The following is a 22,037-nucleotide window of genomic DNA, read 5'->3' on the forward strand; positions in this document are numbered from 1 at the left end:
TACTATTTTATTCTAAGCTATCCAAAACGGCCTTAACCTCAGTCACATACTGACCCAAATCAGGCTCTAAATGAAAGCCTGCTACTGGCACAGGTAAACCCTTCTGCTTACCTAATCTGACGATAATCGCGTTCTCTTCTGGTAGCACTAACACTCGCTGCCCTAAATGTCCCAGCATCGCGTAATAAGGTATCGGACTGTCCATATCGGTCCACACTGAGTGTCCATATACTGGCGCATAACCGTCTGGAAAAGCATCTGTATTTGGCGTAACCATAAACTCAACATGCTCTTTGCTGAGCAGTTGCTCACCTTGCCATTCACCACCGTTCAATAACAGTTGTCCAAACTTAGCAAAATCTAAAGCGCTAGCGTTGAGACAGCAATAGACTTTTTCGATATTCTCAGCGCCATCAAGCGACCAATAGCCATCGCCTTGCATGCTTAATGGTTGCCAAAACCTCTCTTGCAAATAGCTTGATACCGTATAACCCTGTGGCGCAAGCGCTCTTGATAAAGCAATACCCAGCATCTGCGTATCGCCTGATGAGTACTCAAACTGACCACCGCATGACTCAACGAAGTCACGATTGACCATTTGTTTGACCAAATCATGACCGTAATAGGACTCGGCGGTTGGGTTAATCGGAAAGTAATAATCCTCGGTCCAGTCGTAGCCTGAAGTCATCGCGGAGAAATCCGCTAGCGTACAATTCTGTGCATACTCGCTGTCCGCGTATTCTGGCAACCATTTAGTAATCGGCTCATTAACACTACCGATATAGCCGTCTTCTACCGCTTTGAGATAGAGCATGGTGGTGACGGTTTTTGCCATCGAAAAGCTATTGGTATGCGAGTCAGGACCGTAGCCTTGCCAATAGTTTTCGTACACTAGCTTGCCATCTTTGATAATTGCAAAGGCCACCGTCTCATCGGTATCTAAGGCACCTTGCAGGGTTGATGTGAGGGCGACTTGTCCGAAATTAGGGTCTTTTTCCCAAAGGATAGGATCGCTGGCGCGAATGGTGCGATTATCAAAATCGATATAATCATCGATATTGGCTGTGGCTTCACCTTTAAGGTAAGTCAGCTGCAAACCACGAAAGATATAGGCATTCCCCGTCACTACTAGACCTAAGCTGATAATAATCAGTAGCGCTATGATTGGTAAAACAATCCATTTAAACAGGGTCTTTAACACGACCATTATAAAATCCTTTTTTTATGGCATGAGTGAGGGATGCGATTGAGTATCGTTGGTAGCAGTTAATTTAGCATGAAAGGGGCGTTTTGGCAGAGGGTTTTCTTGAGTAGCGCGATTATTCGTAGGCTGTGTTTTAGCCCAGCGAACCGACGAGTTAAACAAACTAAAAACATTTTTTCTATGCCAAATCAAAATAAATTTATAGTTATAAATTGGTTTATTCATTACAGATAGAGCTGGGCCAAAAGCCTAACCTACGCGTACTTAAAGTCAGACCCCTAAGCTTGTCTGGTCACGGATACCGATTGATTAATCAATTCCATAGATCCGAACGCAGATAAGAATGCAACGCTGGACGCGTCGGCTCCAACACCGATGCGAGCCATCGTATCGGCATCTGCCATGCCAGTCGGATCAATAAGATGCCAGCTCCCACCCAGATAAACCTCAGCTACAGCATGAAAGTCTTGCGGCGTCACCTCAGGCGCATAAACGCTTGCGAACCTAGCTGGTATCGACGACGCGCGTGCTAGGGATACAAGAACATGCGCAAAGTCGCGGCATACGCCCTGACGTTGAACAAAGCTGTCGAGCGCGGTGGTTTGTGCATGGCTCGATCCAGGTACATAGCTAAACGCTGACTCGATCCAATTGCGCATCGCGGCAATGCGTGCGCCGCCTGCAAGATCGCCAAACTCGGCGTCCACAAAGGCTTGAAACTGGTCTGACGGACAATAGCGAGACGGCATCAAATACTTGATCGTCTCTCCGGGCAAAAGATGGAGGGGCACTTCGGGCAGTGTCGATAGGTCCAAGACAGGACGGTCAACGGTGATTTGTGCAGTGTAAGTGCAACTAAAATCTCCCTCAGTGCGGATCCAAATTCGCTCTCCTATGCCCTCATCGGCCCCAACCCGTGAAAAATGCGCAACGTCTGATGTCCAAATCTCGGACGAACGCACCCGCTGATCTACAAGATCGGCGGCTTCGATCTGCAGCAAAAGAGCCATAGGCGCGGAGAGCCGATAATGGAGTTTGACGTTAACTTTGAGTATCATGATAAAACTCCCTAAGGGTATTGATCTGGTGAGCAGACGATCGCGTGGGGCTTAATGATTGGCGAGAGGCGACAACTAGGCCGCGCAGGCCTATCGAAGCTGAGATCTTTTGTAAAGCGCGTGGATACCACTATAAAATCCTTTTTTATGGCATCGTCATGGGTGCGGTTGAGTATCGCGGGTAAGATTCAATGTAGCATGGATAGGGTGTTTTGAAAGATAATTATTTTGGCTAATATGATTGATCGTAGGCTGAGCTAAAAGCCCAGCCTACGCTTGCTATGGTTTATGATTTGGATTGGGTAGGTAATGATTACAAGGATATTAAGTTTGGTGAAAGGTAAATAAGATTTATATAACGGCGTAGGGTGGGTTAGTTTTTTCAAGCTCTCGTAGAGAGTGAAGAGGAAACGTAACCCACCGTTAAATATTTGAACCATGGATTTAGCGGGTTACGCTGTCGCTAACCCACCCTACATTTTCTGACTACGACTAACACCTGCAAGAAAAAGATCTCGCCGCTAGCCCTGACGGACGCGGTATCCTGTCACAGATGATGGCGTTGCGGACTCTGGCTAGAGGCGGTATCGAGGTAACAGGAACGTCACTAGACAGTTTAGTCCGCACGCCATCAGCCAGGCAGATACAAGCAGACGGCAGGAAATTGCTCCCCTACCGTCTGATAATTTTATACTAAAACTTTAAATCAAAGCCTAAATCTGCACCGCAACCTCTGCTCCATCACGAATGGCTCGTTTGGCATCTAGCTCAGCGGCCAGTTTTGCCCCACCAATCAGATGATATTGCGCGTCTGGTGCGTCACCGACGTTTGGCATCAGCTCAACGACTGACTCTTGACCGGCGCAGACTACCACGCTATCGACACGGAGCAGCTGGCTTTGGCCTTGCGGATTAGTCACCCAAATGCCTTCATTAGTGATTTTTTCGTACTGCACGCCCGCCACTTGGATGACGCCGTGTGACTTGATATGCGCGCGGTGTACCCAGCCTGAGGTTTTATTGAGTCCTGCGCCCAAGCGGCCTTTAGTACGCTGCATCAGATACACTTGGCGAATGGGGGTAATTGCATCAGGTTTAATCAGACCGCCGTCCGTTTGATAATTGGTATCATCAGTCACGCCCCACTCCTCGCGCCACTCCTCGATAGACTGCGGCTCTGGGCGATAGCTTGGATCCTTTAAAGTGTCAGGTCCTAGCTCATGCAGCGGTTGACCATGACGCGCGGTTAGGTATTCACTAACATCGAAGCCAACACCGCCAGCACCGATGACTGCTACCGTATCGCCGACTGATTTCTCCCCTGATAATAGCTCTGCGTAGCTAATAACTTGCGGCAAATCTGCGCCTTCAAGCTTACCCTCTAAACTCTTTGGCACCACCCCAGTAGCGACAATGACGTGCTGGAATTTGCCGTCATTTAGCATGGCTTTATCAACTTTGGTGTTAAGTTTGATCTCCACACCTAAGTGCTCAAGCTCATTGATGTAGTAGCGAATGGTCTCAAAGAACTCTTCTTTACCCGGGATGACTTTGGCATAGTTAAATTGACCACCCAAGATATCTTTAGCTTCAAATAGCGTGACATCATGGCCGCGTAGCGCTGCCACATGAGCGGCTGACATGCCCGCGACCCCGCCCCCGACGACCGCGACTTTTTGTGGGTTTTTGGTCTTTTTATAGACCAGCTCTGTCTCATAACAGGCTTGCGGATTGACCAAGCAAGTCGAGCGTTTATTCTCAAAGGTGTGATCGAGACAGGCTTGGTTACAGGCGATACATGTATTGATGCGATCGGCTTGGCCTTTTTCTGCTTTATTGACCCAGTGCGCATCGGCGAGGAACGGACGCGCCATTTGAATAAGATCTGCTTGGCCGCTGGCAACTATTTTTTCAGCCGTATCTGGCATATTGATACGGTTGGCCGCCATCATCGGGATGCTAATATGCTTTTTGACCTCAGCGGTAAAGTCAACAAAGGCGGCGCGCGGCACGCTTGTGACAATCGTTGGTACGCGCGCTTCATGCCAGCCGATACCAGTATTCATGATCGTGACGCCCGCTGCTTCTAGCGCTTTGGCGACGGTGATGACCTCGTCCATGACGTTGCCATCTTTGACCAAATCAATGACTGATAAGCGAAAGACGATAATAAAGTCCTCACCAACCGCTGCGCGTACTGCTTTGACCACATCGACTGCAAATTTCATACGACCGTGGATATCACCGCCGTATTTATCGCTACGTTTATTGACATGGCTCGATAAAAATTGATTGAGCAGATAGCCCTCAGAGCCCATAATCTCAACACCATCATAGCCAGCTTGTTTGGCAAGTTTAGCCGAGCGTGCATAATCTTCTACCGTTTGCTCGATGTTTTTTATACTCATTTTGCGCGGTTTAAACGGTGTAATTGGCGATTTGATCGGACTTGAGGAGACGATAAACGGATGATAACCATAGCGACCACTGTGCAAGATTTGCATGATGATTTTGCTATCATGTTTATGTACCGCACGAGTAACCCGTTGATGATTGATGACATCAAGCTTGGTATTCATAGTACCGCCAGCAGGCAATAGCCAGCCTTCGCGATTAGGCGAGATACCGCCGGTAATCATCATTGCCACCCCGCCACGAGCGCGCTCTGCAAAGTAGGCGGCAAGCTTGCCATAATTATAAAAGCGATCCTCAAGTCCGGTATGCATCGAGCCCATGACTAGACGGTTTTTTAGTGAAGTGAAGCCTAAATCTAACGGCTCAAAAAGATGGGGGTAATGCTCATTGCTTTGAGCGGTAGTAATAGTGCTGGCTGTGCGGTTATCAGTGCTGCTGGCGCTCATGTGACAATCCTTGTAGATACAGATGAATAAGTATGATTATGACTAAAAAATAGCTAAAATTTATATAACTGCTATCGTAACACAAGCGCTTTGTAGTCAGCTATGCAGACAGACGACTGATGAGTGAGCGCTAAAGTTTTATGTTTTTTGCTTAAGCATGTTAAACCAAACTCAACAAAATACAGGCCGATTTTATTGGTCTTTCGTTATAATAACTTCCTAATAAAACTCCTATTAGCAAACTCAAGCTCAACAGTAACAAATTCAAAATAAAATAAAGGACTATTTCAATGACGGACTTTCATACCGGTCTTGGCAAAAACCCGGCCAACTATCAGCCGCTGACTCCTATTGACTTTATCACTCGTAGTGCGCAAGTCTACCCTCATAAGACCGCTATCATTTATGATGATCTTGAGCACAATCATCTTGTACAGACGTGGCAACAGACTTTTACGCGCTGCCGCCAACTATCAGATGGTTTACGCAAACTAGGCATCGATAAAAACGACACAGTCGCGGTGATGATGCCCAATACCCCAGCTATGGTCGAGGCCGCCTTTGGCGTACCGATGTCGGGCGGGGTGCTTTGTACCCTCAATACTCGGCTCGATATCAATGCCCTAACGTTTTGTATCCAACACTCTGAAGCCAAAGTACTGATTATGGATAGCGAATTTGCTGATTTGGCGGAGATTATCGATGAGACTTTTCCTAATCTGATCGTCATTCATGCTACCGATAGCGCTATCGATGTTGAGCGCTTTGGACGTATGAGCTATGAAGAGCTGATTGCCAGCTCAGATAGTTTGGATAATTGGGAGCGGCCCGAGGATGAGTGGGAAGCTATCGCCCTTAATTACACTTCGGGCACCACTGGCACCCCTAAAGGCGTGGTCTATCATCATCGCGGTGCAGCGCTAAATGCCATCTCCAATATTCTAGACTGGGACATGAGCAAGCATGCTACTTATCTTTGGACGCTGCCGTTATTTCATTGTAATGGCTGGTGTTTTCCTTGGACGATTGCCGAGCGCGCTGGCGTCAATGTTTGCCTACGTAAGATCGAAGCTGATTTGATATTACAATTGATAGCCAAGTATCAAGTCACCCATTATTGTTCAGCGCCGGTGGTGCATAATATGATAGCAGGCGGCAAAGATCAGTACAAAAAAGCCATCACTCATAAAGTTAAAGGCTGGGTCGCAGGGGCCCCGCCATCAGAGACCATGCTAGCGGCGATGGAGCAAATGGGTTTTGATATCACTCATGTCTATGGGTTGACCGAGGTCTACGGGCCTGTCACTGTCTGCGCTCAGCAAGAAGATTGGGCGGATCTTAGCCCCTCCAAGCGCGCTCAAAAGAACTCTCGCCAAGGCGTAGCGTCGCATTTGATGACGGGCTTTGAGGTATTTAAACAAGGCACGACCGAGCCGGTCAAAGCTGACGGCGAAGAGATGGGCGAGCTGGCTCTACGCGGTAATATGGTGATGAAAGGCTATCTAAAAAGCCGTAAGGCAACCGAGGCGGCGCTAAAAGATGGCTGGTTTCGCACTGGCGATCTAGGGGTCAAATATCCTGATGGCTATATCAAGATTATGGATAGACTCAAAGATATCATCATCTCAGGCGGCGAGAATATCTCCAGTATCGAGATTGAAAACATCCTCTACAAACTGCCTGCGGTACAAAGCTGCGCTATCGTTGCCGCGCCTGATGACAAGTGGGGCGAAGTCCCGGTAGCCTTTATCGAGATTCATGAAGGCAGCACCTTGCAGCGTGATACGGTGATGGCGCATTGCAAGCAGCATTTGGCAGGCTTTAAAGTGCCCAAATACATTATATTCGCTGAAATCCCCAAGACCAGTACTGGCAAAGTACAGAAGTTTGAGCTGCGCCAAGCAGCCAAATCACTAGCGCACGAAACGCCAAAAGTCGCCGCTAGTGCGAAATAGCACCACAATGGCATGGGCATAACTTTGTTCATTGCAGCTACCTCTACAATAAAAAGCTCAGCTTAACGATAAGCTGAGCTTTTTAGTATCTACAATTGACTATTTGGTAGCTTTAAATATCAGCCAAGTTTTGGCTCAAGCCACTGAAACGCGAGCATACCGACTATCATCGCTGGGATAAACACGTACGCTTGCCATTGACCCGTACCGAGGAGCACAATTCCTGGGCCCGGACAGATACCAACGAGGCCCCAGCCGATACCGAACAGCATCGCGCCGATTAGTAACTTTTTATTAATTACCGTTTTAGTTGGCATCTCAATGTCCGTCCCTATCCAGCTTAAGCGTTGCCGTCTGGCCAGTTGCACGCCAACGATCGCGACTGCCAAACCGCCGCCCATCACCAGCGCCAGTGAGATATCCCAAGCGCCAAACACATCCAAAAAGCCTTGTACTTTGACCGGATCAGTCATTCCCGATATCAAAAGACCAAAGCCAAATAACAACCCTGCTAATAAACCAATTACATTTTTAAGCATCTTCAATTCTCGCTATCGTTTTTTTGCTTAACTAAATCAAGCCCAAAAGCTGTCGACCAATAAATACCGTAATAATGCCAAATCCCATAAAAGTTACCGTTGCCGCCATCGAACGTGGAGACAGTCGAGCATTACCACAAATACCGTGGCCACTAGTACAGCCTGAGCCTAAGCGCGTACCAAAGCCAACCAGCAAGCCTGCTACCATCAACAGCGGTACCGAGCTACTGACCTCTACCGCCGCTAATGGCAATACGAGCTGGTACAAAAGCGGCGCGGCGATAAGCCCGATGATAAATAATATCTGCCAAGCTTCTACCTGCTTAGGTTTGAATAAACTTGCTGCAATACCACTGATACCAGCGATTCGGCCAATACCCAATAATAAAATAACAGTGGCCACGCCTAGCATTAAGCCGCCTACCAAGGAGATAGGCGTGAAGGCTTGCCAGTCTATTTGTATACTCATAATCATTTACCTAAATCTAGATACATCTAATTGATAATAGCTTTATAATTTATATAAATACATTATATATTAAAATATAATAAATAGCCAAAAAAATACTGAGCGCTATCAGGCAAGCTCAGTATTTTTCTATAAACTATTTATCTACTAATAAACACTTTGATTAGTAATAAAGAATTTAACTAGCAATAAAACACTTAGGCTGGTTGTTCTGCTAATACTTGCTCAAGAGCAGTTTCGAAACGCTGTACCGCTCCATCGATATCCGTCAACTTATCCAAACCAAACAGACCTATACGGAAAGTCTTAAAGCTCTCAGGCTCACCTACTTTTAGCGGTACACCAGCCGCAATCTGCACGCCAGCTTCGGCAAAGGCAGTGCCTTTATGAATATCATCGCGATCGGTATAACAAACCACTACGCCCGGCGCTCTAAAGCCTTCAGCAGCAATACCCTTAAAACCTTTATCACCGAGTACATCACGAATCTTATTACCCAGCTCCCACTGCGCATCACACAGTTTATCTAAGCCAACTGCTTTGGCCTCATTAATCGTATCGCGAAACTGGCGTAAACTATCAGTCGGCATAGTTGCATGATAAGCATGACCGCCATTCTCATAAGCGCGCATAATCTCCAGCCACTTTTTGAGATCAAGACTAAAGCTATTAGATTCGGTGTTTTCGACGCGCTGGACGGCCGCCTCACTCATCATCACAAGGCCAGCACAAGGCGTACTGCTCCAGCCTTTTTGCGGCGCACTGATTAGCACATCGATGCCAAGCTCTTTCATATCAAGCCACACGCAGCCTGAGGCGATACAGTCAATAACTAGCAAGCCGCCGACGCTATGAGTGGCATCGCTCAACGCTTTGATATAGTCATTAGGCAATATCATACCCGCTGAGGTTTCAACGTGCGGCGCAAATACCATAGCAGGCTTATGCTCTTTGATCTTAGCGACCGCTTCATCGATATCGACCGGCGCAAAAGGCTTTGGCGCATCGCTAGCTTCCCGATGGGCGCTCAAAACGGTAGAGGATTTGGCAAGATTGCCTTTTTCTAAGATTTGCGTCCAGCGGTAGCTGAACATACCATTACGAATAATTAGGCAATCTTGGTCGCGAGCTAATTGCGCGGCAACCGCTTCCATACCATATGTGCCCGCACCTGGAACGATAGCCACCGCGTCAGCATTATAGACGGATTTTAAATCGCTAGATAAGTCGTTCATAACTTGCTGAAAAGCTTCTGACATATGATTGAGGGCACGATCGGTATAAACGACTGAATATTCTAATAAGCCGTTTGGATCGATATCTTGACGTAATGCGGTCATAAAAACTCCTTGTTTTTGAATGATGAGGTGTGAATATTTGAGTATACTTATGAGTGGTTATTAGGCGGGTAGATACTATGTAACTTTATAAGCAACTAGATAAGTAATTCTATAAATAACGGTACGATAAGCAGCGGTATAAAGATAATTATATAAGAGTAGCTTTATAAGGTAGCTCTACAAAATAGGTACCGACCAAAAAAAGAGAAAACATAGACTAGACGATATAGCACTTTATCCTAGCGCTATTGCCGTTGGTAGATATTACCGGAGGTTATACAGATAGACTATCCGTGTTACTGCAATGCTATGCACCGCCCTATTTATTTATAAACTCTATAATAATAGACGTTAACACAGCAAACGCTACTTTAGCGTAGTTAATGAATATTAGCACCGATAATCAATACTGGCAATAGTTTGCTAATTATTCTATTAACGCTTAATGGTATCAAATAAGCTTCAGACCAAGCCTTTATGATTTATCACGATAAGCGTTATGTAGCCCTGAAACCACAAAATCTAATAACTCGCTATCGCCCTCGCTAGCCGCTTTACGCATCAGTTTTGATGGAGCGTGAGTTAGGGTCTGGGTCAAACGTCTGGTCAGCTCAGTCACTACCTCTTCAGCACTAACTTCGCCATTCTCCAATTTAGCAATGGACTGAGTTAGTAGTCTGTTGACTTGATTATGAGTACGATTGCGGTAATGCTCAATATCTTTGCCGACTTTACGCACTTGAAAGCGCTGCTCCATCTCAACGACTAGCTGACTCACTAGTAGCTCAGCATCGACAGCCGCTTGACGGCGCTGCTCAAGATTGCCGGCGATGACATGCTGCAAGTCGTCCACTGAATACAGATAGACATCATCCATCTGACTGATAGTGGAGTCAATATCACGCGGTACAGCTAAATCAATCATCAGCATTGGCTGATAACGACGACGCTTGAGAGCTTGTAGTGCCATGGTTTTGTCGATTAGCAAATTCATACTACCGCTACAGCTACTGACAATGTCTGCCTCGGCAAGTAGCTCTGGCAGCTCTTGTAGTGCTCTTACCTCAACGCTACGCCCGGGCTGACGCAGCTCAATAGCCAACGCTTCAGCGCGCTCCGAGCTACGATTACAGATGATGATGCGCCCTACTCCTAAGCCTGCGATATGAGTAGCCACCAAGCGATTCATCTCGCCTGCCGCGACAATTAATAAGGTGCGCTCCGGCAATTTATCAAATATCTGAGTCACTAGTTTGGCAGCGGCAAAGCCAAGCGATACCGCTTGCGCGCCCACATGAGTCTCGTTACGTACGCGCTTTGCAGCTGCAAACACTTGATCGACTATCCAGCCGAGCTGATTATTGAGTACTTTCTCGTCTTGCGCCAAATGTACTGCTTGTTTGATTTGACCTAATATTTGCGGCTCGCCCAATATCATCGAGTCAAGACCAGCAGCTACTCTTAGCCAATGGGTCAACGCATGCACATCACGATGCACATAAAGGTAAGGATCTACCTCGCTTAGCGGTAACTGATTAAAATCGGCGAGCCACTGCTTAATTCTGGCAATATGAGCACTGACAGCTGCCGGTGAGACACTAACGCTATTATTGGCCAAAACGCTAGCTGAAGAAGAGGGTTGCGCGGGCGTAACGTCATTTATTGAAGGAGCTGATATTTGCGGAGCTGTTATTTGAGGGACTAGGGCATAAATTTCTGTACGGTTGCAAGTTGAGACAATGATGCTACCATCTGTGAAGGCTTCTAATTGCGTCAAAGCACTATTCACATCGTCACCCACAAGCGCCAAACGCTCACGCAAAGCGACTGGTGCGGTTTTGTGATTGACTCCAATGACCACTAATCTCATTATTGATTGACCATAAGCATAGCGTTTACTGACAAATTCAGCTCGAAGCGGTGACCGGCTCAGTGAGTGGTCCAAAAAGGGCCATAGTCATAAAGAGCGAAGCCAAACCCGTTACACTTTGCTGTCAGCGCCTATTGTTGATGCGGCATTATTAAGGTATAGCGTTTACCAAACCGTACTGAGCTACTCTAAGCCATGGTTAATGACTTTAAGATATGGCATAAGTATGGCGATAAATATAAAGGCAGCTATTGTAGCATTTTTATACGCCTTATTTAATAGTACCCCCTGTTACTTGTTATTTGCTACTTGTTACTTGCGACTTGCGCAATGCTAGCAACGATTTCTCCTGTATCTGGGCGGATCATAAAAAATCAACTAGCAACCCTACTTTAGGCAATAGTGTCACAAACTAGCGCTTATAACCCATTTATACTTTTATTATGAAGCAGTTACAGATAAGACCCGCTGACGCTAATTATTATTTTTATGCCAGCTCTTTATGCTATTGTTATTTACATTATGCTGTCTGTTAGATAACAAGAGTGCTATTGTTTGCCGCAAAGCTAAACTCATATAATGAATCAAAAATAATTTTGAGCTAAGTTTGAGCTAAGATAGGAGTTAACTATTGATTAAATTTATCGGTAAATATTATCAGCTATGAGGTTCTTTGGATTAGTTTTTCAAGCAAAAGTTGCGCCAAAATCGGCTCTATGTGTTGATTATGATAGCCAATCACGGATTCAAACGTTATTACGCGCTATGATTCGACGCTTTTGGCAACGGCGCAAGCTAGCTTTGGTGCTGGCCGCTTGTCTGTGCCTGTCACCTTATGCTCAAGCAAACGTTCTAGATCCTATATCGAATCCGCTATCAAAGCTATGGAAGCTATCAAGCTCACTAGCAATGTCCACTGATAATAGCTCTACTAACAGTCAAGATGACGATTTAGCTACTAACAACGACCTTGACACGCAAGGCTTAGCTACAAACTCTGCTATCACTATTAACGAGTTTAGCTTTAGCACCTCTCCATTAGCTACTTTGCCGTTAGACACTTTTTCGTTACAAGGTGAGGCATTAGACGATGATTTGAGCGTTGATAATAGTGCCAGCGATGAGCCTAGCCTCTATGCCTTATTAGCCGCTGAGTTTGCTGTAGATCGCGATGATCTTAATCAAGGATTAAAGATTTATAAGCAGCAAGCCTTCAAAAAAGACGCTACCGCTGTCTTTGAGCGTGCCTTAAATTTATCACTAAGTTATGAAGCCGTTGAGGATTCGTTGATATTTGCCAAAGAGTGGCAAGATGAGAACCCCGATCACGTTCCTGCTTGGTTTTATGTCGCGCATTTGGCGCTAAAAGCTCATGATTATGCGCTAGCCGGTGAAACTCTAAACCGTATTCTTCGTTATGATCCTCGTGCTGATTTAAGTGAGATTCTGATCGGTATTTATCCTAATAATGATGAGGATAAACGCGAGTTACTAGCGGCATTACAACCTATCGATAGTCAACAAAATGCCTCGATATCCGTCCTTAAAGCCGGTTTGTTATATCAACTCAATGAGCCTGAGATTGCGATTATTCATATCGATCGCGCCTTAGCAAGTCAGCCGGATTATGTGCCTTTTATTACGCTAAAAGCCGACATCTTACGCAAGATTGAGCCGGCGCAAACGGTGGTTAATTATATCAGTCAAGCACGCCTGCGTAACGCAGATAGCAAGAGCCTCTATCTTTATGAGATTCGCTATTTATTAGACTTAAAACAAAGCGTATCGGCTTGGGAGCTACTACTTGAAGCTCATAACCGTTTCAAAGAGGATGCTGAGATTACCTTATTAGCAGCATTAGTGAGTTTGGATATTGAAGAATATACCAGCGCCGATCAGCTGCTTAATACTTTAGCAAAAAGCCCTAACTATTTAGATCAAGCTTATTATTACTTAGGAATTAGTGCGGAGCGTCAACAGCGCTTTGAGCAGGCAAAAAAATATCTAAACCGAGTTATGCAAGAAGATTTAGTATTAGCCGCGCGCAAAAAAGTAGTAGATTTTGAATTATTAGCCGGTAATGCCCCTGCAGCTATTATCACCTTACAAAAGCTGCGTGAAGACTTTGAGGTTTTTGCGCCAGAGACTTTTGTGCTACAAGCAGATATTTTATGGCAACAAAATCAGTCTGATGCAGCGCTAGAGCTACTGAGCCGAGCCAGTCGTAAGTATCCTGATAGCGAGGAGATACTATTTGCGCGGGTGCAGTTGCTCGATGACCGCGAGGATTATGTGATAAAGAGGACTTTGCTCAATCATCTGCAAACGCTCAATCCCAGCAATTTGTCTTACAAGCTTAGTTACGCGCAGCTACTACTAGCCAATGATCGCAGCTCTACTCAAGGTCTGGATCTGGCACAGGCTATCATCGAGATTCGCTATGATGATCCGCGTTATGATAATGAGCTGCATTTGCAGGCGCTCAATGTGCTAGCTAGTAATGCCTTGGCTAATAATAACTATACTCAGGTCATTGATTACTTGCAGACGCCTTATGAGGTACTGCCCACACTGCGCTCAGGGGTGCTGTTATTACGCGCTTATCAAGGCCTACAAAATAACGAAAAAGTCGAAGCCCTATTGGCTGATTTGCAGCAGCGCTTTGCCTTTGGCCAACAAAACGTCAATGACCGTATTCAACTTTACTAAAACAATCCACAGTTAAGTAACATCTAAAGATTAAGCTGATGGGCTAAAAACTATCTTTATACTATCGTTTTAGGCTATTTATTTAGCTCATTTTTGAGGAACCCCCATGTCAAGACTGCTAGCCGTCAAGTTGTCCCCTAACAGCACTCACTTTAATAATATTATTAAAAAGCCCGCTTTATTAGTAGCCTTGATCAGCGGCGTATTGCTAAGCGCTGGTTGCCAGTCTATACCTAGCTCTGAGGCTAACACGAATACCACCCTTACTCTACCAGCGCAAAAGCTAGAGAACTTTACCATCAATGGTAAAATCGGCGTGACAATGCCAGCTTCCGCGCCTTCTGCTAACGCTATTAACACCAATACCCAAGGAGGTAGCGCTTTTTATACTTGGGGTCAACAAAATGATCGTTTTGCCATTGAATTGATGGGCGCGCTAGGTATCGGCAAGACCAATATCGCCTATGATGGTCAAACCGCAACTTTAGTCAGTGAAAAGACCGGTAGCCTGAGCGCTGATAACCCCGAAGAATTATTGCAAAAAGCGACAGGCTGGCAAGCGCCTATCTCGCAAATGCCGTACTGGATATCAGGACGCTCAGCGCCTTCAGATAGTGCACCAAAAGTTGATAATCAAAATCGTCTTATAAGCTCGGTCAATGGTAATTGGAGTGCTAATTTTGCTTATAATGGAAACGACAAGTTGCCCAGTAAAATCACCGCCACTCAATCGCAAGGTCAAAAAGTAGTGATGACCATTAATCATTTAAGCCAGTAACTTAATTAGTAACTTAGTCAACAACTTAACCAGTCACTTAGCCAGTAATCAAATAGACTTTCCAATGACGCGAACCCCTAATAATAATCACCCGCTTGCTGCTGATAATACCCTTACGCGTTTGTCGCCGGCGAAGATTAATCTATTTTTGCATATTACAGGCAAGCGCGATGATGGCTATCATAACCTGCAAACGGTATTTCGCCTGCTAGATTGGGGCGACTATTTGCATTTTTCGTTGACCGACACAGTAACTATTGGTGAGGCTAGTCAAGTAGCTAGTGATAAGCAAGCTACTACTTTGTGTCAGCAGCTAGTTACCATCACTGGCGCTGATAGTATTACTGCTGACTTAACAGACAACTTGATCTTTAAGGCTGCAAAAGCGCTGCTTAGTTATGTTATAAATACTAAAAAGCTGCCGAAGCAACTGCCAAGCGTTAGTATTACTTTAGATAAAAATTTGCCGATGGGCGCAGGCTTAGGCGGGGGGTCTTCTAATGCTGGCACAACCTTATTGGCATTAAATGAGCTTTGGCGATTTAATTTATCGCAACCAGAGCTTATAAACATAGCCGCCACTATTGGCGCTGATGTGCCAATATTCATCTTTGGGCAAGACGCCATCGCCACCGGCATCGGTGAAGAATTAACCGCCATTGACCTGCCGGATCAGCATTATCTAATCCTAACCCCAGACGCGCATGTGAATACCGCTAAGCTATTTGCCCATGCTCAATTACGTCGTGACCTTAAATTTTTACCTATTGAAACGATTAAACATCAAGCTAACGATTATCTGCAAAATCTGAACTCGCCTTATCAAAACGTCTTTACACCAGTAGTGACAAGCCTGGCTCCTGCGGTTCAACAAGCGTTAAGCTACTTGCAAAGTTTAGAGGCACAAGCGCTAGCTACCGCAAGAATGACGGGCTCCGGTAGCGCGGTGTTCTTGCCTTTGGATAAAAGCTTATTATCCAACAAAGCGCTCTTGGAGATGTGGATCAATGATGCACCTTGTAGAGGTTATTTGGTTAAGAGTTTGTGATTGAAAAATAATGCATAAAACATAAACTACAACGTTACAAAATCTAATACTTCTAACTTGTTATCATCTACCACGCTATACTATTATCAATAATCCAAAGAAAAAGGCGAAAGGTCTTGCAAAATCTGAAAATTTATTTATAATAGGTCGCCTCAATAGGGGTATAGCCAAGTTGGTAAGGCATCAGGTTTTGATCCTGACATCCGTTGGTTCGAGTCCAGCTACCCCTGCCATATTGTTCGTTTAGAGTGCATTGCTTAAGAGCGGTTTATCGCTGTTCTGGTTATTTATAACTGCCTTTATGGTATAGCAATTGACAACACCTTCCTATTTTCGGTATAGTTCGCAACGAACACCGTTAAGGAAAATCATTCATTAGGTGCTTAGGCATTTTTGGAATGATACTATAGGCTATAGTGTTATCTTGATGATTTTTATCATTTTATCGCTTATGAGTCTACACGTTACAGGGGTATAGCCAAGTTGGTAAGGCATCAGGTTTTGATCCTGACATCCGTTGGTTCGAGTCCAGCTACCCCTGCCATTTTTTACTACCATGTTTACTTTGATAGTAATTTAGCTAGTAATCTCCAACCCTTTTCATCCCTCTTATCTATATTTGAGCAGTTTGACACTGCTTAGCGGTCGCTGCTTGAGTTACTCAATAGGACTTCAGTCATGCCTTATTTGGCAATTTTTACGGGTAATGCCCACCCAGAACTTGCGAAAACCGTAGCCGATCATCTGCACATACCTCTTGGTAAAGCTGACATCACCCGTTTTTCTGATGGCGAAATTGCTGTAGAAATCAAGGAGCACGTACGCGGTAAAGACGTGTTTATTATGCAGCCTACTTGTGCACCGACCAATGATAATTTGATGGAAATTATGATGATGGCCGATGCTTTGCGTCGTTCAAGCGCCGGTCGTATCACCGCAGTTATTCCCTACTTTGGTTATGCGCGTCAAGACCGCCGTCCTCGTTCTGCTCGTGTGCCTATCTCTGCCAAAGTGGTCGCCGATATGCTTAATATCGTCAGCATCGATCGCGTCATGACTGTGGATCTGCACTCAGATCAAATTCAGGGTTTCTTTGATATTCCGGTCGATAACATCTATGGTACGCCGGTACTATTCAATGATTTAGTCAAGCAAGATTATGACAATATTATGGTCGTCTCCCCTGATGTAGGCGGCGTAGTGCGCGCGCGTGCGATGGCAAAGCAGTTAGGCGATACTGACTTGGCTATCATTGATAAGCGCCGCCCAAGCGCTAATGAGTCGCAAGTGATGAATATCATCGGTGACGTGCGTGACCGTGACTGCGTTATCGTCGATGATATGGTCGATACCGCAGGTACTCTTTGTAAGGCAGCGGCTGCCCTAAAAGAAAATGGCGCGCGCCGGGTGGTGGCTTATATTACTCATCCAGTGTTATCGGGTAACGCGCTCAAAAACATCAGCGAATCAGCGCTCGATGAAATTGTTGTGACCGATACTATACCGCTATCTGATGCTGCCAAGGCTTGTGGCAAGATTCGTCAAGTCTCTATCGCGCCGATGCTGGCTGAGAGCTTACGCCGTATCAATAACGAAGAGTCTATCAGCGCCATGTTTGATGCCTAAGACTTAGATTAGTTAATACTTAAACAGTAGCGCTAAAATAATCCCTTTAGCGCTATTTTTTTGTTTAGCAGTTAGCTTTCTGCGGCTTTTGGTTACTAATCTTTGCAGGTATGACTAGATGGAATGCAAAAACTAACGGCATAAAAGTCATAATACTTTCTAAGCCTTTATTATTGCTACAAAAACACGTATAATGCGCGCCTGTGTTGTTGTTTAAGTTTTATCTAGTGTTTTATAGATAACTTTAGCGCTATTTTATAATGATAAAGTTATGGATAGAGACTAAAACCAACACTTTTATTAGTACCCTTTTAGTATCGATTATCTAGCGCTAGGCTGGTCGCAAGTCTTAGACGCTGGTAGATACTTCACATACACTCTACAGGATTATATCCATGGCTATTGATCATTTTGCAATTAATGCGGTTGACCGCTCTGCTGAACAACAAGGTAAAGGTGCGAGCCGCCGCCTACGTAAGCAGAATTTAGTACCTGCTATCATTTATGGTGGTGGTGAAGAGCCAACAGCTATCTCAATCAAATTGAATGAGATGGTAAAGTCGCTTGAATACGAAGCCTTCTTCTCGCAAGTTTTGACTATCACTACTGACAAAGGCGATGAGCATCAAGTCGTTATCAAAGACTTGCAGCGTCATCCTGCTAAAGGCTTCCCAATGCATGCTGACTTTCAGCGCATTGTAAAAGGTCAAAAAATCAACATGAACATTCCTCTACATTTCTCAGGCCGTGAAGAAGCGCCTGGTACCAAAGAGGGCGGTGTTCTATCAACGTCAGTTTCTGAAGTGCTAATCGTTGCCCTACCTTCTCAGCTTCCTGAATATTTAGAAGTTGATGTATCAGGTATGGAGATTGGTGATTTATTCCGTCTATCAGACATCAAACTACCTGAAGGCGTAATCTTGTTTGATCTTGATATGGAAGATGCGGTTGATCGTACTATCGTTAACATGCTGCCACCAACACTTGAAGAAGTCGACGCTGATGCAGACGAAGTAGATGCTGATGAAGTACCAGCTATCGAGCAAGATGGTGAAGCTGCTGAAGACAAAGATGGCGATGACAAAGACGCTGAGTAATTATTTTATAGTAACTATTAAGCCGCTCTATTGATAAGAGTCGCGTTTTAAAAAGCAGCAGGTGATTATCGTCCCCTGCTGTTTTTGTCAGTACTATTTGAAAAGATAATTAAAAAATTACGATATTCATTATTTATTCAAATAGTATTTATTTTAGGCTAGGTGGCTTATGCATTAGTTTAGGCTATTTAGCTTATTCTTTATTTTTAGGCAGAGTATATTATGGCGATAAAACTAATCGTTGGTTTGGGTAATCCGGGTGAGCAGTACATGTTCACTCGCCATAATGCTGGATTTTGGTTTGTGCAGCATATTGCTCATCATTTCAATATCGAGCTCTCCCCTGACAAAAAGTTCCACGGTGTCACCGGACGCGGGCAAGTACACGGTCATGATGTGCGCTTACTGCTGCCACTGACCTTTATGAATAAATCCGGGCAGTCAGTTGTACCGATGGTGAATTATTATAATATCGCTAATGATGAGCTACTTATCGCTCATGATGAGCTTGATATCGATGCTGGTAGTATTAAATTAAAAACCGCTGGCGGCCACGGCGGTCATAATGGTCTGCGTGATATTACCCCGCATATCGGTAATGACTTTCATCGTTTGCGTGTCGGTATTGGTCATCCGGGTCATAAGTCTCGCGTGACCGGTCATGTACTCTCAAAACCTGGGGCCGATGAGCAAATCGCTATCGAAAGTGCTTTGAGCGCTGCTTTTGCAGCATTGCCCCTGCTATTGGACGGTGATATCGAAAAAGCGCGCTCACAAATCAATAGCTTTAAATTACCTGAGTAATGCTATAAAATTGCGCCAGACTTTTATTTTTATCAAATCATCCCCATTAAGCTTTTGATTTAACTTGTCTTTATACTCGTTTCACCTTTTAATATTCGTTACCCTAAGGAAGCACCTTATGCTACTTAATATGCTTAAATGCAAATTGCACCGTGCTCGCGTTACTCATGCCGAGCTTCATTATGAAGGCTCATGTGGTATCGACGGTGATTTATTAGATCTCGCTGGTCTACGCGAAAATGAATCCATCGATATCTATAATGTCACTAACGGCAAGCGTTTTCGCACTTACGCTATTCGTGCTGAAGCAGGCTCTGGTATTATCTCGTTGAACGGAGCAGCGGCGCACATGGCAGATTTGGGCGATATCGTGATTATCTGTGCCTACGCGCATTTTGATGAAGTGGAAGCGTCGACTTATCAGCCAAGATTAGTCTATTGTAATGAGGATAATACCGTCAAAGACACGGCAAATATTATTCCGGTGCAAGTAGCATAAAGAATGAGGCTCCAGCAGTTTTTATTAACTATTGTTGAATATAGCTAATTTATTTACTAAGCGTGTTTAGTTTTATTAATCATACCCCGCTAGCTATGCTACTATAAAAAGCTGAGTCCCTTGAGACTCAGCTTTTTTGTGCCGTTTTTTTATATAGGATGATATCAATGTGGTTAGCAATTATTGCAGTAGTAGTGGGCTTAGCCATCTTGGTTTGGAGTGCTGATGTTTTTATTGATGGCGCTGTAGTATTAGCAAAAAAATTCAGCGTGCCCAGTTTTTTGATTGGGGTAGTGATTTTAGGTTTAGGTACCTCAGCGCCTGAGATGGTCGTCTCAGCATTAGCGGCCTTAGAAGGAAGCCCTGAGCTGGCTTTGGGTAACGCTTATGGTTCTAATATTATCAATATCGCCTTAGTACTAGGCGCTACGGTTTTGATAAGTCCTATCTTAATCCGCAAAAGCATTATCAATCGTGATATGCCTTTACTGCTATTAGTCACAGGTGTGGCAGCCTGGCAGTTAGGTGACGGTGTTTTGAGTAGTACCGACGGCATCATTCTAATAGCATTATTAGTCGTGGTGTTGGGCATTCAAATTGTCTTAAGCTTACGTGAAGGTCATCATGAGCATGAAGGTGATGGCGTAGTAGAAGCCGCTGAGCAAGAGCATAGCGTGGCACGTGGCTTAGGTGGATTGTTCATTGGAATGTTAGTGCTGATAATGAGCTCACGCGCCATTGTTTGGGGCGCGGTGGAGCTGGCAACGCTGTGGGGGCTTAGCGAGCTGATTATCGGCTTGACAATCGTCGCTGTCGGCACATCACTACCTGAGCTGGTAGCTAGTATATCTGCGGCGCGTAAAGGCGAGCATGACATGGCTTTAGGTAATATAATTGGTTCCAACATCTTTAATACTTTGGCCGTAGTCGGTCTAGCTGCGCTTATAGCTCCTATCACGCCTAATGCTATGATCTTATCGCGTGACATATTGGCAATGGGTTTGCTGACGTTGCTGCTATTTGCAATGTGTCTATTTGCCTTCAAAACCAAGCGCAGCTTTGGTCGCAGCTCAGGCGCAACGTTAGTGCTATTCTTTGCCGGTTATACTCTTTGGTTAATCCAAACAGCCTCTATGTAGCTGTCATTATTCGCCTCTAAGAATAGAGGAACAAAGCTAGCTTTTTCTATTTCTAATCACTCGCCATAGGCTTTCGTTTTCAGTCTTTGGCATCTTTAGGGTGATAGTATTAGAGATCATATCTTGAATGGCTAAGCCGCGACTATTAAATAGACAAAAAGCATAATTGAACATCAGTCCCAAAAACGCGCTAGTTAAGATAATAGCGCGTGAGCCGCCGATTAGACTACCGATAATACCAAAGATCAGCGGCATTAGGCTTGCCGCCATTATACGTTTAAACGACTGTCCCCAAGTTAGCAGATGGCCTGAATCATTAACGGTTTTTAGACGCCAAGTTTGCATGCCTAAAGTTTGACCACCACGGCGCCAAAACAGCCCATAAAAGCCCACTAGCGTTAGAATAAATGACGGCGTCATCACCGCGTTTTGATACCAAACCGGTAACGACTGAGCTTGTGCGGAGTCCGTGCCCGTTTGCATAGTGAGCAGCGTCCCTATCACTGTCAGTATAGTACCGACCAAAAACAATAACGCTAATATCAGCATGCCATCATAGACGATAGCCGCAAGTCTAGTCGCCGGCTTGGCGATAGTAGGCTCCTCTACTACCGCCTGCTGTGAAATGGCGCGAGACTGTGTAGATCTAGTTTTGGTAGTGCCTCTGTTTTTACTTTTTGGCATGGCTTAAGCTCATAGCAGGCATAGAATAATAGCTCTATTGTACCGTAATTAAGAGATTTATCATAAAGCAATGCATAAAGTCTGCGCTATAAGCAGATAAAACTAACAGACATAAAAAAATCGCCAAAATGTCAGAAGACAGGCGATTGATTTAGGATGCTCCTTTAGAGCTTTTAAAACAGTGATAATGCAAATGGTGCGCCTGGAGAGATTCGAACTCCCGACCCCTTAGTTCGTAGCCAAGTGCTCTATCCAACTGAGCTACAGGCGCGTATTGCACATCATCTACTACGCAGTAAATTACTTTTGTAGTAAATTAGGTTGGTCATTATATAGATAATCTTGAGGTTGTCAATA

The 22,037-nt window shown here is 44.8% G+C and carries 17 protein-coding genes and 3 tRNA genes; 11 read left to right on the forward strand and 9 right to left on the reverse strand.

All coding sequences use genetic code 11. The annotated features are described in order from the left end of the window. Window positions 1-7: 7 nt before the first annotated feature. The 3 genes from M0N77_RS10350 to M0N77_RS10360 form a co-directional block, all read right to left on the reverse strand. Window positions 8-1,207, reverse strand: coding sequence for a serine hydrolase (locus tag M0N77_RS10350; protein WP_353105106.1), 1,200 nt, complete (start codon window positions 1,205-1,207; stop codon window positions 8-10). Between the two features lie 275 nt (window positions 1,208-1,482). Beyond that, window positions 1,483-2,262 (reverse strand): transglutaminase family protein, encoded by a 780-nt coding sequence (locus tag M0N77_RS10355; protein ID WP_353105107.1) that lies wholly within the window; start codon window positions 2,260-2,262, stop codon window positions 1,483-1,485. 713 nt (window positions 2,263-2,975) lie between these two features. Next, the gene (locus tag M0N77_RS10360; RefSeq protein ID WP_353105108.1) at window positions 2,976-5,123 is read right to left on the reverse strand and encodes an FAD-dependent oxidoreductase; all 2,148 of its coding nucleotides are present in this window, start codon (window positions 5,121-5,123) and stop codon (window positions 2,976-2,978) included. Window positions 5,124-5,413: 290 nt separating this feature from the next. Between M0N77_RS10360 and M0N77_RS10365 the strand changes: the two genes are divergently transcribed. Then, the gene (locus M0N77_RS10365) at window positions 5,414-7,078 is read left to right on the forward strand and encodes an AMP-binding protein (protein ID WP_353105109.1); all 1,665 of its coding nucleotides are present in this window, start codon (window positions 5,414-5,416) and stop codon (window positions 7,076-7,078) included. Window positions 7,079-7,197: 119 nt separating this feature from the next. Here the strand turns inward: M0N77_RS10365 and M0N77_RS10370 are convergent, their stop codons facing one another. From M0N77_RS10370 to hemA, 4 genes are all read right to left on the reverse strand, one after another. Continuing rightward, on the reverse strand, window positions 7,198-7,617 hold the full coding sequence (locus M0N77_RS10370; protein ID WP_353105110.1) for a DUF6691 family protein: 420 nt from the start codon (window positions 7,615-7,617) through the stop codon (window positions 7,198-7,200). A gap of 31 nt (window positions 7,618-7,648) precedes the next feature. After that, window positions 7,649-8,086: a YeeE/YedE thiosulfate transporter family protein gene (locus M0N77_RS10375; protein ID WP_353105111.1), complete on the reverse strand. Its 438-nt coding sequence runs from the start codon at window positions 8,084-8,086 to the stop codon at window positions 7,649-7,651. 197 nt (window positions 8,087-8,283) lie between these two features. Further along, entirely contained in the window at window positions 8,284-9,426 is a 1,143-nt protein-coding gene (locus M0N77_RS10380; RefSeq protein ID WP_353105112.1) for an aminotransferase class V-fold PLP-dependent enzyme, read from the reverse strand. Window positions 9,427-9,901: 475 nt separating this feature from the next. Then, window positions 9,902-11,296 (reverse strand): glutamyl-tRNA reductase, encoded by a 1,395-nt coding sequence (gene hemA / locus M0N77_RS10385; protein ID WP_353105113.1) that lies wholly within the window; start codon window positions 11,294-11,296, stop codon window positions 9,902-9,904. A 663-nt stretch (window positions 11,297-11,959) separates the two neighbouring features. Between hemA and M0N77_RS10390 the strand changes: the two genes are divergently transcribed. The 10 genes from M0N77_RS10390 to M0N77_RS10435 all read left to right on the forward strand — a co-directional run bounded on the left by M0N77_RS10390 (window position 11,960) and on the right by M0N77_RS10435 (window position 20,996). Then, window positions 11,960-14,005, forward strand: a complete 2,046-nt coding sequence (locus M0N77_RS10390) for a tetratricopeptide repeat protein (RefSeq protein WP_353105114.1) — start codon at window positions 11,960-11,962, stop codon at window positions 14,003-14,005. Window positions 14,006-14,111: 106 nt separating this feature from the next. Beyond that, a complete protein-coding gene (gene lolB, locus M0N77_RS10395) occupies window positions 14,112-14,783 on the forward strand; it encodes a lipoprotein insertase outer membrane protein LolB (RefSeq protein ID WP_353105115.1) in 672 nt (223 codons plus the stop codon). Between the two features lie 64 nt (window positions 14,784-14,847). Next, window positions 14,848-15,831: a 4-(cytidine 5'-diphospho)-2-C-methyl-D-erythritol kinase gene (gene ispE / locus M0N77_RS10400; protein ID WP_353105116.1), complete on the forward strand. Its 984-nt coding sequence runs from the start codon at window positions 14,848-14,850 to the stop codon at window positions 15,829-15,831. 157 nt (window positions 15,832-15,988) lie between these two features. Continuing rightward, a tRNA-Gln gene (locus tag M0N77_RS10405) sits at window positions 15,989-16,064 on the forward strand. 235 nt (window positions 16,065-16,299) lie between these two features. Next, a tRNA-Gln gene (locus tag M0N77_RS10410) sits at window positions 16,300-16,375 on the forward strand. 134 nt (window positions 16,376-16,509) lie between these two features. Next, window positions 16,510-17,457 carry a ribose-phosphate pyrophosphokinase gene (locus M0N77_RS10415; protein ID WP_353105117.1) on the forward strand — a complete coding sequence of 316 codons (948 nt, stop codon included), beginning with the start codon at window positions 16,510-16,512 and terminating at the stop codon, window positions 17,455-17,457. A 395-nt stretch (window positions 17,458-17,852) separates the two neighbouring features. Further along, window positions 17,853-18,554: a 50S ribosomal protein L25/general stress protein Ctc gene (locus M0N77_RS10420; protein WP_353105118.1), complete on the forward strand. Its 702-nt coding sequence runs from the start codon at window positions 17,853-17,855 to the stop codon at window positions 18,552-18,554. 222 nt (window positions 18,555-18,776) lie between these two features. Then, on the forward strand, window positions 18,777-19,358 hold the full coding sequence (gene pth, locus M0N77_RS10425; RefSeq protein ID WP_353105119.1) for an aminoacyl-tRNA hydrolase: 582 nt from the start codon (window positions 18,777-18,779) through the stop codon (window positions 19,356-19,358). 118 nt (window positions 19,359-19,476) lie between these two features. After that, a complete protein-coding gene (gene panD, locus M0N77_RS10430; RefSeq protein ID WP_011279481.1) occupies window positions 19,477-19,857 on the forward strand; it encodes an aspartate 1-decarboxylase in 381 nt (126 codons plus the stop codon). Window positions 19,858-20,024: 167 nt separating this feature from the next. Continuing rightward, complete coding sequence (locus M0N77_RS10435) at window positions 20,025-20,996, forward strand: calcium/sodium antiporter (RefSeq protein WP_353105120.1); 972 nt, start codon at window positions 20,025-20,027, stop codon at window positions 20,994-20,996. Between the two features lie 36 nt (window positions 20,997-21,032). On the opposite strand, the gene M0N77_RS10440 is transcribed toward M0N77_RS10435, so the two are convergent. Both M0N77_RS10440 and M0N77_RS10445 read right to left on the reverse strand, forming a co-directional pair. Further along, window positions 21,033-21,680: an RDD family protein gene (locus M0N77_RS10440; RefSeq protein WP_353105121.1), complete on the reverse strand. Its 648-nt coding sequence runs from the start codon at window positions 21,678-21,680 to the stop codon at window positions 21,033-21,035. Between the two features lie 194 nt (window positions 21,681-21,874). Then, a tRNA-Arg gene (locus M0N77_RS10445) sits at window positions 21,875-21,951 on the reverse strand. Window positions 21,952-22,037: the final 86 nt, after the last annotated feature.

The organism is Psychrobacter sp. AH5 (assembly GCF_040371085.1).
In the GTDB taxonomy this organism is placed as follows: domain Bacteria; phylum Pseudomonadota; class Gammaproteobacteria; order Pseudomonadales; family Moraxellaceae; genus Psychrobacter.